Here is a 14,622-nt window from a genome sequence, read left to right on the forward strand (position 1 = left end):
TTATTCCTGCCTGACTCCTCTCGGATTAATTTGAGCGACGCCTTTAGCAAGGCCATTTAAAAATAAAGTGCATTAAATCAATCAGTAAAGCCAACTTTTCGCCCCGGATAATTTCAACCAGACTGCTCTGGCATCAATTGACGTCTCAACGGGGATAACACAATGAAAAAAACAATTTTACTGCTGAGCGCGCTGGCATTTAGCAGCGTCAGCCCAACTTACGCCGCCACCGCGACCGGTGAAGCGGCGGGCGCTCAGGCGACCACCACTGCCCAGGGGAACTCTAATGCCATCGGCGTCGGCGCGGTTGCCGCCCTGCTCGGTGTTGCACTGGCTACCGCCGGTGGCGGCGGTGACGGACACGGCAGCACCTCGACGACCACGGCGACCCACGCCGGAAAATAATTCTTACCCTCTGCTTTATTGGCTTCGGCCGCTCTCAGCTTCAGACACGCTTTTGCAGCAACCCTTTTCGCCGCCGGGGAAGTCAACGCGGGTTTTTAGACTTTAAAAACCCTTTCCCCGACTCTTTTTTGCCACGCCCCCTTTGCCTTACACTGACGCTCTTTGACTCTTTCTGGCCAGTGCAGCATGAAAACCCGACTGATTACCCGCGAAGGCTTCGATAAGCTGAAAGCAGAACTCGACTACCTGTGGCGTGAAGAGCGACCGGAAGTGACCAAAAAAGTCACCTGGGCTGCCAGCCTCGGCGATCGCAGTGAAAATGCCGACTATCAGTACAATAAAAAGCGTCTGCGTGAAATCGATCGCCGTGTGCGTTACCTGACCAAAAGTCTGGAGCAGTTGCGCATCGTTGACTATTCGCCGCAGCAGGATGGCAAAGTGTTCTTTGGTGCCTGGGTCGAAATTGAAAACGATGACGGTGACATTAAGCGCTTTCGCATCGTTGGCTATGATGAGATTTTCGGCCGCAAAGATTACATCTCCATTGACTCGCCGATGGCGCGAGCGCTGCTGAAAAAAGAGGTCGGTGATGCCGCTACCGTCGAGACGCCAGCCGGTCCGGCGCTGTGGTATGTCAATGAAATCCGCTATCAGGAAGGGTGATTCAGAATATCGCTGAAAGCCGGCCGCATCTCTGGCATTTTCAACCATCAATCCGTATAACTGTCGGCTATTTCTCAACCCCGAAAGCAAGACAGTCCTGATGATGAAAGTTCTGAGCCAGATAATTGCCAGTGAGCTACAGGCGCGGGCAGAGCAAGTTGATGCCGCCGTTCGCCTGTTGGATGAAGGGAATACCGTGCCGTTTATCGCACGTTATCGTAAAGAGGTCACCGGTGGGCTGGATGACACCCAACTGCGCCAGCTGGAAACCCGCCTCAGCTATCTGCGTGAACTTGAAGAGCGCCGTCAGTCGATTCTGAAGTCGATTGACGAGCAGGGTAAACTCACCGACGACCTTGCTCGCGCCATCAATACCACCCTCAGCAAGACCGAGCTTGAAGATCTCTATCTGCCGTATAAACCGAAGCGCCGCACCCGTGGCCAGATCGCGATTGAAGCCGGTCTGGAACCGCTGGCCGATACCTTATGGCAGGATCCGTCCCACTCGCCTGAACAGCTGGCTGAACGCTACGTCGACGCCGATAAAGGCGTGGCCGACGTGCGCGCTGCGCTGGATGGCGCCCGCTATATCCTGATGGAGCGGTTCGCCGAAGACGCCGCCCTGCTGGCCAAAGTGCGTAACTACCTGTGGAAAAATGCCCATCTGGTCTCGCGCGTGGTGGAAGGCAAAGAGGAAGCGGGTGCCAAGTTCCGCGACTATTTCGATCACCATGAAGCGCTGAGCAGCGTGCCGTCGCACCGCGCGCTGGCGATGCTGCGTGGCCGTAACGAAGGCGTACTGCAGCTGTCGCTCAACGCCGATCCGCAGTTCGATGAAGCGCCACGTGAAAGCCATGGCGAAACGCTGATTGCCGAGCACCTTAACCTGCGTCTGAATAACGCTCCGGCGGACAGCTGGCGCAAAGCGGTGGTCAGCTGGACCTGGCGCATTAAGGTGATGCTGCATCTGGAAACCGAGCTGATGGGCACGGTACGCGAGCGTGCTGAAGATGAAGCGATCAACGTTTTCGCCCGCAACCTGCACGATTTGCTGATGGCGGCACCGGCCGGCATGCGCGCCACCATGGGTCTCGATCCGGGTCTGCGTACCGGTGTCAAAGTGGCGGTCGTGGATGCGACCGGCAAACTGGTGGCGACCGACACCGTCTATCCGCACACCGGCCAGACGGCGAAAGCGGCTGCCGCCGTGGCCGCGCTCTGCATCAAACATCAGGTTGAGCTGGTGGCGATTGGCAACGGGACCGCATCGCGCGAAACCGAGCGTTTCTTCCTCGATCTGCAACAGCAGTTCCCGCAGGTCACGGCGCAGAAAGTGATTGTCAGCGAAGCCGGTGCCTCGGTTTACTCGGCGTCTGAACTGGCGGCGCTGGAGTTCCCGGATCTCGATGTTTCGCTGCGCGGCGCGGTCTCCATTGCGCGGCGTCTGCAGGATCCGCTGGCGGAGCTGGTGAAGATCGACCCGAAATCGATCGGTGTCGGCCAGTACCAGCATGACGTCAGTCAGAGTCAGCTGGCGAAAAAACTGGATGCGGTGGTGGAAGACTGTGTCAACGCCGTCGGTGTGGATCTGAATACCGCCTCGGTGCCCCTGCTGACCCGCGTTGCCGGCCTGACGCGAATGATGGCGCAGAATATTGTCGGCTGGCGTGATGAGAACGGACGGTTCCAGAATCGTCAGCAGCTGCTGAAAGTCAGCCGTCTGGGCCCAAAAGCCTTTGAACAGTGTGCCGGCTTCCTGCGCATCAATCATGGCGACAACCCGCTTGATGCCTCGACCGTCCACCCGGAAGCCTATCCGGTGGTGGAGCGGATTCTGGCCGCCACCGAACAGGCGCTGAGCGACCTGATGGGCAACGCTGGTAGCCTGCGTAACCTGCGCGCCCACGATTTCACCGATGAGCGTTTCGGTTTACCGACCGTAACCGACATCATGAAAGAGCTGGAGAAACCGGGCCGCGACCCGCGTCCTGAATTTAAAACCGCGCAGTTTGCTGAAGGCGTCGAAACGCTGAACGACCTGACGCCGGGCATGATTCTGGAAGGTGCAGTAACCAACGTCACCAACTTCGGCGCGTTCGTCGATATCGGGGTGCATCAGGATGGTCTGGTACACATCTCGTCGCTCTCCGACCGCTTCGTCGACGATCCTCATCAGGTGGTGAAAGCGGGTGATATCGTCAAAGTGAAGGTGATGGAAGTCGACCTGCCGCGTAAGCGAATTGCCCTGACGATGCGTCTGGATGAGCAGCCCGGTGAAGGCAACGCCCGTGGTGGCGCGAAGAACGCCGCGCCGCGCGACGACAAACGGCCCGCCGGCGGCAAAGGACGTCCTCGTCCCGCCAGTCAGCCAGCCGGTAACAGCGCGATGGGCGATGCGCTGGCCGCCGCATTCGGTAAAAAACGCTAGGTTTTTCAGGGGGGCGCAGCTTGCCCCCCTTTCAATCTCACTCCCTCAGTGGAAAATCCCCGCCGTAACGCTACGCTAGAAAGACGCCTGTCATAAAAACAACACCTGCTGTGGCACCCAACTCACGATGGAAACGATCACCGATCTAATCGATAAGATTTATGCTGGCACTTTTCCCGCGGCAATGCGTACCCAGCTGCTGGCGGATATTGCGCAAGCGCGCGATGCCATTAAGCTGCCGCGTAAAGCGCACTGGGATGAACAGGACGTGGTGCTAATCAGCTACGCCGATCAGTTTCGCGAAGCCGACAAACCGACGCTCAGCACCTTTTCGCGCTTTTATCAGCAGCACCTGCAATCTATTTTCCCGCTGGTGCATCTGCTACCGTTCTTCCCCTGGTCGTCTGACGATGGCTTCTCGGTGATTGATTATCATCAGGTTGATCCGCTGTGTGGCGACTGGCAGGACGTTGCACGGCTGCATCAGGAAACCCGGCTGATGTTTGATTTTGTCTGTAATCATATGTCGTCGCACAGCGCGTGGTTCAGACACTTTCTGGCGCAGGACCCCGGCTGGGATGACTTCTTTATCAGCATGCCGCCCGCCACCGACCTCAGCGCGGTAACGCGGCCGCGCACCTCACCGCTGCTGACGCCGTATCAGATGGCCGATGGTGAAACCCGCTTTATCTGGACCACCTTCAGCGCCGATCAGATTGACCTCAACTTTGCCAATCCGGCGGTGCTGCTGCGGATGGTCAACGTGCTGCTCGACTACCTGAAACGCGGGGCCGATTATGTGCGGCTGGATGCGGTGGGCTACATGTGGAAAACGCCCGGCACCCGCTGCATTCATCTGGAAAAGACCCATCAGCTGGTGAAACTGTTCCGTGCCATCGCCGACATTGTCGCGCCGGGCACGGTAATTATCACCGAGACCAATGTGCCGCATCAGGACAACATCAGCTATCTGGGCAACGGCCATGATGAGGCGCAGATGGTCTACCAGTTTTCACTGCCGCCGCTGGTGCTGCACGGCATCCATACCGGCTCGGCGCGCGCCCTGCGGCAGTGGGCCAGCAGCCTCGATCTCAGCAGTAATGACACCACCTTTTTCAACTTCCTGGCATCGCACGACGGTATCGGGCTGAATCCGGCACGCGGCATTCTGAGCGAGGTAGAGATCGTGGCGCTGGTGCGCGATCTGGCGCTGGAGGGCGCGCTGGTCTCCTATAAAAACAACCCGGACGGCAGCACCAGCCCGTATGAAATCAACGTCACCTATCTGGATGCGTTAAACCGCGAAACCGATGATGACGCGACCCGCCTGCAGCGATTTTTACTGGCACATGCCATTCTGCTGGCCTTCCCCGGCGTGCCGGCTATCTATATTCAGAGCATTCTTGGCTCACGCAACCACTATGATGGCGTGCGGGCGGCAGGACATAACCGGGCGATTAACCGTCAAAAGTACCCTCTCAAAGAGATTGAGGCGGCGCTGGCAGGAGGTGACTGGCTGCGCCAGCAAATCTATACCCAACTGGGTAAACTGATTCAGCTGCGTCGTCGTCAGCCGGCGTTTCATCCCGATAACCCGATGACGCTCTACGACAGCGAAAATGCGCTGCTGGTGATGCGGCGGCATCAGCCAGAAAGCGGTGACGGATTACTGTGCGTGTTTAATCTCGGCGGACGCCCGATAGAGACGAGGTTGCCGGTAGCGCATACGTTGCAGGATGTGGTGAGCGGCAGAAAGATTGATGGCACCCAGCCGGTGAGGCTGGATGCCTGGCAGTTTATGTGGCTACGCTAATTATTTATAGACGTCAGCCGTGGCGCTGAATTTACCGTGCTCGCGGCCTGCGATGACCAGGAAGTATTTCCCCCCTTTCTCATCAGCAAGCTGTGACAGCACTTTTTTCGCATCCATTGGCGAGGTGGTTTCCGCCGTGGTATTAACCGTACCAATTTTCTGCAGGTTCATCGTTTTAACTTCTTCTTTGGTGACCTCTTTCGCTGCCATTGCAGAAAATGAAATCGCGCCCATCATCATTGAAGCCACAACCCATTTAAAAACCTTCATTATGTTTACCCTCATTCATGGTCCATTGTGAGATGTAAGCAGCCGCGAATCGCGTAAGGCAGCATGGAACGGCATAGTCCTCCGTGACTAATCACATAAAAATGCAGCGGCCTTGCTCACGAAGAGAAGTATTACCGCTACCGGCAATTTTGCCAGTCACTGGCGCAATTATGTCAGCAAATCGTTGATGAACTTCATAATCTGCTGACAAAACGCCTCTGGATGGGAAATAAAAGGCGCATGGGCCGCCTTGTCTATCACCCACGAAGGCGAAGCGGGCAGCGTCTGATCGAGGCGGGCAGCAATGCTGCGCGGCACCAGGCCATCCAGTGCGCCATACAGCCGCAGGAACGGCAGCGAGATCTGCGGCAGCGCGCTACGCAAATCGACCTGCCGCAAAATATCCAGTCCGCTATCCAGCACCGCCACCGACGGCATCGGCTGCGACAGTACCACCTCTTTCAGCTGGCGCGCATCGGCCCGGGCGCTCTCTGTTCCCAGCGTCTGCAGCGCCAGAAAGCGCTCGACCGTGCGCTGAAAATCATTGCTGAGCAGCTGCTGAAAATTGTGCAGCGTATCGGGTTTGATACCTGGCCACTCTGCGGTGGCGGTGAAGCAGGGGGAGGAGGCGACGGTAATCAGCCCACGCAGCCGATCCGGCGCGGTCAGCGCCAGCTGGGTTGCCACCAGTCCTCCCAGCGACCAGCCTGCGACGATCGCCTGCTGCGGCAGCATTGGCAGTAACTGCTGCGCCATTTCGGCCAGCGTCAGCGCGCCGAAGTCCTGGCTGCGACCATAGCCGGGCAGATCGACCAGATGCAGGCGATAGTGCGGGCTGAGTCGAGGAATAATGCTTTGCCAGACTTCCGCATTCAGTCCCCATCCGTGCAGCAGCACAAGATCAACATTCCCTGTTCCACAGGTGTGCCAGTAAAGCGACGTCATCAGTTACTATCCCGAAAATGATAAGGAGGTCGCTATGCTATCAATGCCTGCCCTGTGTTGGCTATGCCGGTTACCGTTGCGGATCGCGCAACACGGCCTGTGCAGCCGCTGTTTACGCCAGCTGCCCGCCCTGCCGCTGCTCTGCCCGCGCTGTGGATTACCGGCCGGTAACCTGCGGCTGCCCTGCGGACGCTGTCTGCTGAAGCCGCCGCCGTGGCAGGCGCTGATCTGCGTTAACAGTTACTGTCCGCCGTTCAGTCGCTGGGTTAATCAGCTCAAATTTTCTCGCGTTACCGCACTCAGGGTGATGCTGGCGCGGCTGCTTTTGCTAAGCTGGCAGGATAGCTACCGACGTGGCAACCTGCCACGCCCTGACCTGCTACTGTCGGTCCCGCTGCACCCGCGACGATGCTGGCAGCGCGGCTACAACCAAACCGACCTGCTGGCCGCACCGCTGGCACACTGGCTGGGTTGCGAGCGGGGGATGGGATTGCATCGTCAGCGACAAGGGGCGTTACAGCATCAGTTGAACGCCCGCCAGCGCCGCAGAAACTTACGCGGTGCCTTCCGCCTTGAAATGGCGGTGCACGGACGCCATATCGCCCTGCTGGATGACGTAGTCACCACCGGCAGTACGGTAGAAGAAATCAGTCGCCTGTTACTGGCGCAGGGCGCGGCCAGCGTGCAGATCTGGTGCCTGTGCCGTACCTTGTAGAGCGTCATTGATGGGCGTATTATAACCAACTAAATTAGTCAACTATTGAGCAATCGACATGATCCGAATTACTGATTCTGCCCAAGAGCATTTTTCCAAACTGCTATCCAAACAAGAAGATGGCACCCAGATTCGCGTATTCGTGATTAACCCGGGTACGCCAACTGCCGAATGCGGTGTCTCTTATTGCCCACCCGATGCGGTTGAAGCGACGGATACCGAGCTGAAGTTCGAAAAGCTCTCCGCCTACGTTGACGAACTGAGCGCGCCGTATCTGGAAGACGCTGAAATCGATTTCGTCACCGATAACCTCGGTTCGCAGCTGACGCTGAAAGCGCCTAACGCCAAAATGCGTAAGGTCTCTGACGATGCGCCGATGGTAGAGCGCGTTGAGTATCTGCTGCAGGCGCAGATCAACCCACAGCTGGCTGGCCACGGTGGTCGCGTGTCGCTGATGGAGATCACCGATGACGGTTACGCCATCCTGCAGTTCGGCGGCGGCTGTAACGGCTGTTCCATGATCGACGTCACCCTGAAAGATGGCATCGAGAAAGAGCTGCTGGCCGCCTTCCCGGAGCTGAAAGGCGTGCGCGATATCACCGAGCATCAGCGCGGTGAACACTCTTTCTATTAATGATCAGGCGCGACAGCCCGGCTGTCGCGCTGATCTGTTCAGCCAGGCTTACGCTGCTTGCTGACCGCTTTAAGCAGCTTATTCACTTCCTCGTCAGCAAACATCTCTTCCAGCGTTTTACTCAGTTTGCGCCGCCAGTTGGGGTATTGCTCAACCGTGCCCGGCACATTCACCGGCGTGGTCATGCCAAGCCAGTCCTCCGGCTGCAGGCCCAGCAAGGCGCTGTCGGTATCGGCCAGAAAGCGATGTATCGCCCGATTCAGCGTCGGCGTCATCGCCAGCTTATCGGCTTTTTTCGGGCTGCGAGCCGGTAGCGCGCCCGCCTGATGCAGCGCATCAAGCAGCGCCTGCTTCTGCTCTGCCCGCTGCTGATGCAGCGCCTTAACCGCATCCCCCGGATAGAGGCCAATCTTCTCACCCAGTGACAGATCGCCCTGCTCCCAAAACCCGGTCAGCGTAGGTAAATCATGGGTACTGGCGCTGGCAATTGACTGGCGCGGATAGGCCGCCGGTGCGCGATAGCTGCCGTTTTTCTCCTGCTCAAACCACAGCACCTTCCACGAAAACACCCCGCTTTTACGCAGCAGGCTGACGATCTCTTTCGGTACGGTGCCAAGATCCTCCCCGATCACCATACAGCGCAGCCGGTGGCTCTCCAGCGCCAGAATGCCGAGCAGATCATCAACCGGATAGGCCACGTAAGCCCCTTTATCGGCCGTTTCCCCGGCCGGCACCCACCACAGACGCAGCAGCGACATCACATGGTCGATACGCAATGCGCCGCAGTCGCGCATATTGGCACGCAGCATGTCGATAAACGGCTGATAACCCCGCGCCTGCATGACGTGCGGATCCATCGGCGGTAAGCCCCAGTACTGACCCAGCGGACCGAGGCGGTCGGGCGGCGCGCCAATTGATGCCTGCAGACGATACAGTTCCGGATCGTGCCAGGTTTCGGCACTGCCTTCCGCCACGCCGACCGCCAGATCGCGGTAGAGACCCACGCTCATCCCCAGCGCCTGGCTGCGCGACCAGCAGCGGGAGAACTGCTGCTGTGCCAGCCACTGCAACCACTGCCAGAAGGCGATTTCCTCTTCATGCTGTTCGCACCAGTGCTGCACCTCCGGCAACTGACTGTTACGCCAGCCTTCCGGCCACGCGGGCCAGCCCCAGTGCTGCGCATTGCCCGCCCGCCGCTCAAGCTGGATGCCATCATAGGCCGCCTGATAGCGCAGGCTGTCTCCGCCCTCACGGACAAAGGCCGCCCACGACTGTTTATCTTCGCTCTCTGCATCCCGCGCCTGGAAGTGTGCCCAGGCGAGGCGCAGCGCGGCCAGCTTAAGCGCCATCACCGCCTCATAATCGACCAGCTCCGCCTCACGCGCTTTGCTCAGCGCCCGCTGCGTTTTGGCGCTTTTCCACCATTTCTGCGCCGCCGGGCTTTGCTGGAAGTCGACCACCTGACCGACGTCGATATAGATAATGTTCAGCCAGCGACGCGACGATGGACTGTAGGGGCTGGCAAAATCGGCGCTGGCCGGATAGAGCGCATGCAGCGGATTAAGCCCGACGAAATCGCCGCCGCGGGCCGCCAGCTGCTCCAGCAGCGTCTGCAGATCGCCGAAGTCACCGATGCCCCAGTTGTGCGCCGAACGCACCGTATAGAGCTGTACCAGTGCGCCCCAGCGCTTCTCGCCCGCGTCCAGCGCCGGCGGCAGATAGCAGCGGCGCGGCGTGACAATGATCCGGGTCTGCCACTGCTTTTTGCCCTTACTCAGCGTCAGCTGGTGATAGCCCTGCGCCAGCGGACCCGGCAACGTAAAGGGTTGGCCGGCCGTCAGTTCACCGCTGAGCTGCTTGCCCTTCTCGGTCTGGAGCTGCCAGTGATAAACACCGCTGCCCTGCGGCGTGAGCTGACGTTTACCACTGCCGCTGAACACCGCGACCGGCGGTAAGGGTGACTTCTTTGCATCATGAGGATCGCCCATCACCGCCAGCAATGCGCGTTTGGTGTCGTCGCCGATCGCTTCTTTCTCGCCGTTAACGTTGATGTAATCCAGTGAAATACCGGCCGCACGGGCGGCCTGATCAAGTGAGTTCTGTTTCATGCTGCTCCTTAGCGCGCTGCCTGCCAGATACGTTGCTGATAATCCCGAATAGCGCGATCCGAGCTGAACATGCCGGTTCGCGCGGTGTTAAGGATGGCGGCTCGGGTCCAGCTCAGCGGGTCGCGCCACAGCGCTTCTACGCGTTGCTGTGCCTCGATGTAGGCCTGAAAATCTGCCAGCACCAGCCACGGATCGCCATTTTTGGTCAGGCTGGCCAGCATCAGGTCAAACGCCTGTTTGTCCCCGTCGCTGAATTTGCCCTTCTCCAGCGATTTAAGTAACGCGTCGAGCTGCTTATTCTGCTTGCGCACTTTTTTCGGGTTATACCCGGCGGCTTTCAGCGCTTTCACCTCATCCACGCGGTGACCGAAGATAAAGATATTCTCCTCGCCGACCTGTTCAGCGATTTCAACATTAGCGCCGTCGAGCGTGCCGATGGTCAGCGCACCGTTCAGCGCCAGCTTCATATTGCCGGTCCCGGACGCTTCATAACCGGCGGTGGAGATCTGCTCAGACAAATCTGCGGCCGGGATCATCATCTCGGCCACGGTGATGCGGTAGTCGGGAATGAACACCACTTTGAGCTTGTCGCCGACCCGCGGATCGTTGTTGACCACCTCCGCCACTTTATTGATAGCGTAGATAATATTTTTCGCGAGGTAATAGCCGGGAGCCGCCTTGGCACCAAACAGGAAGACCCGCGGGATGAAACGCGCATCGTCCGGGTTATCAAGCAGGGTCTGATAACAGTGCAGAATATGCAGCAGGCTGAGGTGCTGACGTTTGTACTCATGTAAGCGTTTGATCTGCACATCGAACATCGCATCCGGGTTGACGATAATGCCGGTGTGCCGCGCGATGTAGTCGGTCAGCCGCGCTTTATTCTGCTGCTTGATGCTGCGGTAACGCTGACAAAATGCCGGATCGTCGACATAGGCTTCCAGCCCTTTGAGCGCATCAAGGTTATTGACCCACTCCACCTTCAGCGTGTCATCAATCAGGGACGCCAGCGCCGGATTGCACTGTTTTAACCAGCGGCGTGGCGTAATGCCGTTGGTGACGTTATGGAATTTCTGCGGCCACAGCTGGTAATACTCCGGAAACAGATCGGTCACCACCAGGCTGGAGTGCAACGCCGCCACGCCGTTTACCGCGAAACCGCTGACCACGCAGAGGTTCGCCATCCGTACCTCACCGTTCGCCACCACCGCCAGCTTGTGCCATAGCGCTTTGTCATCCGGCCAGCGCTGCTTCACCTGCTTTTTCAGCCACTGGTTGATCTGTTTGATAATCAACATGTGACGCGGCAGCAGGCTGCGCATCAGTTTTTCATCCCAGCGCTCCAGGGCTTCGGGCATCAGCGTATGGTTGGTATAGGCGAATAACCGGCTGGTGATATGCCAGGCCTGATCCCAGCTCAGTTGATGCTCGTCCAGCAACCGCCGCAGCATTTCGGGGATGGCGATGGTCGGATGGGTATCATTCAGCTGGATCACTTCAAAATCGGGCAGGCTGTGAATGCTGCGCCCCGCCAGATGATGACGGCGCAGAATATCGGCCACCGCACAGGCGCACTGGAAATATTGCTGCATCAGGCGCAGGCGTTTGCCGGCCTGATGGTTGTCGTTGGGATAGAGCACCTTCGTCAGTTTTGCCGCATCAATGCCGGGCTGCTCCGCCTGCAAAAACTGACCGTCGTTAAAGCGGGTCAGATCGAAAGGATGGGCGCTGGTCGCCTGCCACAAACGCAGCGGCAGCGTGGTGCCATTGCGGTAGCCGGTAACCGGCAGATCCCACGCCTCGCCGCGCAGATAAAAATCGGGCAGCCAGCGCACGCCGCCCTGCTCCAGTTTCTCCACGCTGCCGCCCATCGCGACCTCAACGTCCAGCGCCGCATTGTGGCGAAACCACGGATAGCGTTCGCGCTGCCAGTCATCAGGCGCTTCAATCTGCTGCCCCTGATCGAAAGACTGGCGAAACAGGCCGTACTGATAGTTGAGTCCATGGCCGGTGGCCGACTGACCGACGGTGGCCATCGAGTCCATGTAGCAGGCAGCCAGTCGGCCCAGCCCGCCGTTGCCGAGCGCCGGGTCAACCTCCTGCTCCAGCAGCTCGGTTAAATCGATTTGCTGCTCCGCCAGCAGCGCTTTCAGGTCGTCATACCAGCCAAGATTGAGCAGGTTGTTGCCGGTCAGACGGCCGATCAGAAATTCCATCGACAGATAATTAACGTGGCGCTGCCGCTCAGAGACGCGGGGAGCCGGTTGCGCAGCCAGTAATTCCGCCAGCGCAGCGCTAATCGCCTGCCACCACTGGTGCGTGGTCATCTGTTGTGCGGAGGTGAGACCTAAGTGCTGCCATTGACGGGTTAATGCGGCGTTGAAACGGGCTTTATTGAATTTTTGCTGCGGCATATCACTCCCTTCTGTTACGCAATGAGGTGAAGCAAAACGAGCAAGCGCACGTCGCTGGCAACAGGGTGCCAGCGACGTGTTAAGTAAAGACGGGAGTGGGGAAAAAAGCGACAGTAATCAAATAAAAACGCCAGCCGGGCAGCTGGCGACGGGAGAAATCAGCAGAGTTCGAGGTGAACCTCATGCTGCTCAATCACTTTCATCACGCTGGCTGGCGGCATTTTATCGGTGTAAAGATGATCCAGCAGGCTCATGTTGCCGAGGTTAACCATCGCGTTGCGGCCAAATTTAGAGTGGTCCGCAACCAGCATTACGCAGCGTGAATTTTCAATGATGGCGCGCTTGGTTCGCACTTCGTGATAGTCGAACTCCAGCAGTGAGCCATCCATATCGATTCCGCTGATGCCGAGAATGCCGTAATCAAGGCGGAACTGAGAGATAAAATCGAGCGTGGCTTCCCCCATTACCGCCCCATCACGGGTACGCACTTCGCCACCGGCGATGATCACCCGGAAATCGGGTTTCCCCATCAGCAGCATCGCCACGTTCAGGTTGTTGGTCACCACCCGCAGATCGTTGTGGTTCAGCAGCGCGTGCGCCACCGCTTCTGGCGTGGTGCCGATATCAATAAACAGCGTGGCACCATCCGGGATCTGGCTGGCCACCCGCTGCGCAATCCGCGCTTTTTCCGCCGACAGCATCATTTTACGATCGTGCCAGGCGGTGTTTTCAGAACTGGAGGGAAGCGCCGCGCCGCCGTGATGGCGCTGAATCTTATTTTGATCGGCCAGATCGTTCAGGTCGCGACGAATGGTCTGCGGGCTCACCTCGAAATGATCTACCAGCTCCTCAGTACTGACATATCCCTGACGTCGGACTAAATCGATAATCGCGTCATGACGTTGCGTCTGCTTCACGTTCCTCTCCTGTTGACTCGCTTAATCCTGAAATGCCCGACTAACGGCGCGCGATTTTTCGCGTATCGACCAGCGCCATGGCTAAGCCGACCACCAGACCGGCGACGTGCGCCGCGTTAGCGATCGCCAGACCAAACGCGCCAAACCAGCCAATCACCAGCCAGACCAGCGCGAAGCCGATTAAACCACGTTCCAGATAGATGCCGCTGTCGGGATCGCGTTCGCCGCGCAGCCAGCAATAGCCCATCAGGGCATATACCACACCCGACAGACCGCCAAACCAGATGCCGCTGAATTTGGCCTGCATCCAGCCGCTCAGCAGCGCGGAGATCAGCATAATTACGAACAGCTTGCCGCTGCCGAGCCGCTTCTCTACCGCCCCGCCCAGATACCACCACCACATCAGGTTGAACAGAATGTGCAGCAGTGAAAAGTGCAGCAGCGCGTGGCTGAACCAGCGCCAGACCTCAAGATGCTGATCGGTATCCGGCCACGCCAGCCAGTACATCACGGTGCGATCGCCGACAATCTGCATCAGAATAAAAACCGCAATGCACAACAGCATCACCGTCATGGTCAGCGGACCGGCGCGCTCGCGGATGTTGGCCCAGATGTTGCTGCGCTCGTAGCGTAAGCCGCTGTCGGTTTTGCCGCTGTGCCAGCTCGCCGCCTGATAGCGCGGATGGTTAGGATCCTGCACAAACTGCTGAAGTTCGTTTTCGACCATTTCCAGCTGGCTTTCATCATCCAGCATGATGACGTAGTGGCTTTCACGCTCAATGCGCAGCGTGACGCCGCGCGTTGCCATGTAGTCAACAAACGCCTGCGCCATGCGCGGCTGGTTAAATTGGGTAATGCGCATCAGTAACTCTCCATGTGACGAGCGGCAATTTATTCGCTGCCGTGAGCAACCTGCTGGGGAAAAGCGGCACGCCAGGCGTCAAAACCGCCATCAATGCTGTAGGCGGCGCTGAATCCCTGTCCCAGCAAAAATTGTGCGGCACCTTTACTGCTGTTGCCGTGATAACACATCACCAGCACCGGCAGGCTGTGGTCCGCGCCGGCGACAAAGTCGCTGAGATTGCTGTTGGTCAGATGCAGCGCGCCAGCGGCATGACCGAGGGCAAAGCTTTGTGGGTCACGGATATCGACCAGCAGGGCACCCTGCGCCAGACGATCCTGCGCCTGCTGCACATTAATACATTCAAACGTTTCCATGGTGTCTCTCATAACATCGTCACAATGACGCCTACACAATGACGCCTAGTGTAACCCGATAATCAACGCCTATAACCTGACAATCATTGCGG

At 58.3% G+C, this 14,622-nt stretch carries 13 protein-coding genes; 6 read left to right on the forward strand and 7 right to left on the reverse strand.

What is annotated here, in order from left to right; genetic code table 11:
- Positions 1–162 precede the first annotated feature (162 nt).
- The 4 genes from yjbE (at position 163) to AC6I8I_RS18365 (ending at position 5,309) form a co-directional block, all read left to right on the forward strand.
- A complete protein-coding gene (yjbE, locus tag AC6I8I_RS18350) occupies positions 163–405 on the forward strand; it encodes an exopolysaccharide production protein YjbE (RefSeq protein ID WP_312054351.1) in 243 nt (80 codons plus the stop codon).
- Between the two features lie 186 nt (positions 406–591).
- Positions 592–1,068 (forward strand): transcription elongation factor GreB, encoded by a 477-nt coding sequence (gene greB / locus AC6I8I_RS18355; protein ID WP_312054349.1) that lies wholly within the window; start codon positions 592–594, stop codon positions 1,066–1,068.
- Positions 1,069–1,168: 100 nt separating this feature from the next.
- Positions 1,169–3,496 carry a Tex family protein gene (locus AC6I8I_RS18360; protein ID WP_312758883.1) on the forward strand — a complete coding sequence of 776 codons (2,328 nt, stop codon included), beginning with the start codon at positions 1,169–1,171 and terminating at the stop codon, positions 3,494–3,496.
- 127 nt (positions 3,497–3,623) lie between these two features.
- Entirely contained in the window at positions 3,624–5,309 is a 1,686-nt protein-coding gene (locus AC6I8I_RS18365) for a sugar phosphorylase (protein ID WP_312054346.1), read from the forward strand.
- On the opposite strand, the gene AC6I8I_RS18370 is transcribed toward AC6I8I_RS18365, so the two are convergent.
- A complete protein-coding gene (locus tag AC6I8I_RS18370; protein WP_312054344.1) occupies positions 5,310–5,579 on the reverse strand; it encodes a YdgH/BhsA/McbA-like domain containing protein in 270 nt (89 codons plus the stop codon). It lies immediately after the preceding gene.
- Between the two features lie 168 nt (positions 5,580–5,747).
- Complete coding sequence (bioH, locus tag AC6I8I_RS18375) at positions 5,748–6,524, reverse strand: pimeloyl-ACP methyl ester esterase BioH (RefSeq protein ID WP_497828167.1); 777 nt, start codon at positions 6,522–6,524, stop codon at positions 5,748–5,750.
- 34 nt (positions 6,525–6,558) lie between these two features.
- Between bioH and gntX the strand changes: the two genes are divergently transcribed.
- A complete protein-coding gene (gene gntX / locus AC6I8I_RS18380) occupies positions 6,559–7,239 on the forward strand; it encodes a DNA utilization protein GntX (protein WP_312054342.1) in 681 nt (226 codons plus the stop codon).
- Positions 7,240–7,297: 58 nt separating this feature from the next.
- Complete coding sequence (gene nfuA, locus AC6I8I_RS18385; RefSeq protein ID WP_031375648.1) at positions 7,298–7,873, forward strand: Fe-S biogenesis protein NfuA; 576 nt, start codon at positions 7,298–7,300, stop codon at positions 7,871–7,873.
- A 38-nt stretch (positions 7,874–7,911) separates the two neighbouring features.
- Here nfuA and malQ read toward each other — a convergent pair whose 3' ends face one another.
- The 5 genes from malQ to glpE form a co-directional block, all read right to left on the reverse strand.
- Positions 7,912–9,981 (reverse strand): 4-alpha-glucanotransferase, encoded by a 2,070-nt coding sequence (malQ, locus tag AC6I8I_RS18390; RefSeq protein ID WP_497828168.1) that lies wholly within the window; start codon positions 9,979–9,981, stop codon positions 7,912–7,914.
- Between the two features lie 8 nt (positions 9,982–9,989).
- Complete coding sequence (gene malP / locus AC6I8I_RS18395; protein WP_497828169.1) at positions 9,990–12,395, reverse strand: maltodextrin phosphorylase; 2,406 nt, start codon at positions 12,393–12,395, stop codon at positions 9,990–9,992.
- Positions 12,396–12,553: 158 nt separating this feature from the next.
- Positions 12,554–13,312 (reverse strand): DeoR/GlpR family transcriptional regulator, encoded by a 759-nt coding sequence (locus AC6I8I_RS18400; protein ID WP_312054338.1) that lies wholly within the window; start codon positions 13,310–13,312, stop codon positions 12,554–12,556.
- A 40-nt stretch (positions 13,313–13,352) separates the two neighbouring features.
- Positions 13,353–14,174 carry a rhomboid family intramembrane serine protease GlpG gene (gene glpG, locus AC6I8I_RS18405; protein WP_312054337.1) on the reverse strand — a complete coding sequence of 274 codons (822 nt, stop codon included), beginning with the start codon at positions 14,172–14,174 and terminating at the stop codon, positions 13,353–13,355.
- 29 nt (positions 14,175–14,203) lie between these two features.
- Positions 14,204–14,530: a thiosulfate sulfurtransferase GlpE gene (gene glpE / locus AC6I8I_RS18410; protein WP_069729423.1), complete on the reverse strand. Its 327-nt coding sequence runs from the start codon at positions 14,528–14,530 to the stop codon at positions 14,204–14,206.
- Between the last annotated feature and the right edge of the window lie 92 nt (positions 14,531–14,622).

The organism is Pantoea sp. X-Soil-YNGN-775, from assembly GCF_059730575.1.

Coding starts and splice junctions, on each gene's coding strand:
- yjbE (WP_312054351.1), top strand. CDS start 163: ATGAAAAAAACAATTTTACTGCTGAGCGCGCTGGCATTTAGCAGCGTC.
- greB (WP_312054349.1), top strand. CDS start 592: ATGAAAACCCGACTGATTACCCGCGAAGGCTTCGATAAGCTGAAAGCA.
- AC6I8I_RS18360 (WP_312758883.1), top strand. CDS start 1,169: ATGATGAAAGTTCTGAGCCAGATAATTGCCAGTGAGCTACAGGCGCGG.
- AC6I8I_RS18365 (WP_312054346.1), top strand. CDS start 3,624: ATGGAAACGATCACCGATCTAATCGATAAGATTTATGCTGGCACTTTT.
- AC6I8I_RS18370 (WP_312054344.1), bottom strand. CDS start 5,579: ATGAAGGTTTTTAAATGGGTTGTGGCTTCAATGATGATGGGCGCGATT.
- bioH (WP_497828167.1), bottom strand. CDS start 6,524: ATGACGTCGCTTTACTGGCACACCTGTGGAACAGGGAATGTTGATCTT.
- gntX (WP_312054342.1), top strand. CDS start 6,559: ATGCTATCAATGCCTGCCCTGTGTTGGCTATGCCGGTTACCGTTGCGG.
- nfuA (WP_031375648.1), top strand. CDS start 7,298: ATGATCCGAATTACTGATTCTGCCCAAGAGCATTTTTCCAAACTGCTA.
- malQ (WP_497828168.1), bottom strand. CDS start 9,981: ATGAAACAGAACTCACTTGATCAGGCCGCCCGTGCGGCCGGTATTTCA.
- malP (WP_497828169.1), bottom strand. CDS start 12,395: ATGCCGCAGCAAAAATTCAATAAAGCCCGTTTCAACGCCGCATTAACC.
- glpG (WP_312054337.1), bottom strand. CDS start 14,174: ATGCGCATTACCCAATTTAACCAGCCGCGCATGGCGCAGGCGTTTGTT.
- glpE (WP_069729423.1), bottom strand. CDS start 14,530: ATGGAAACGTTTGAATGTATTAATGTGCAGCAGGCGCAGGATCGTCTG.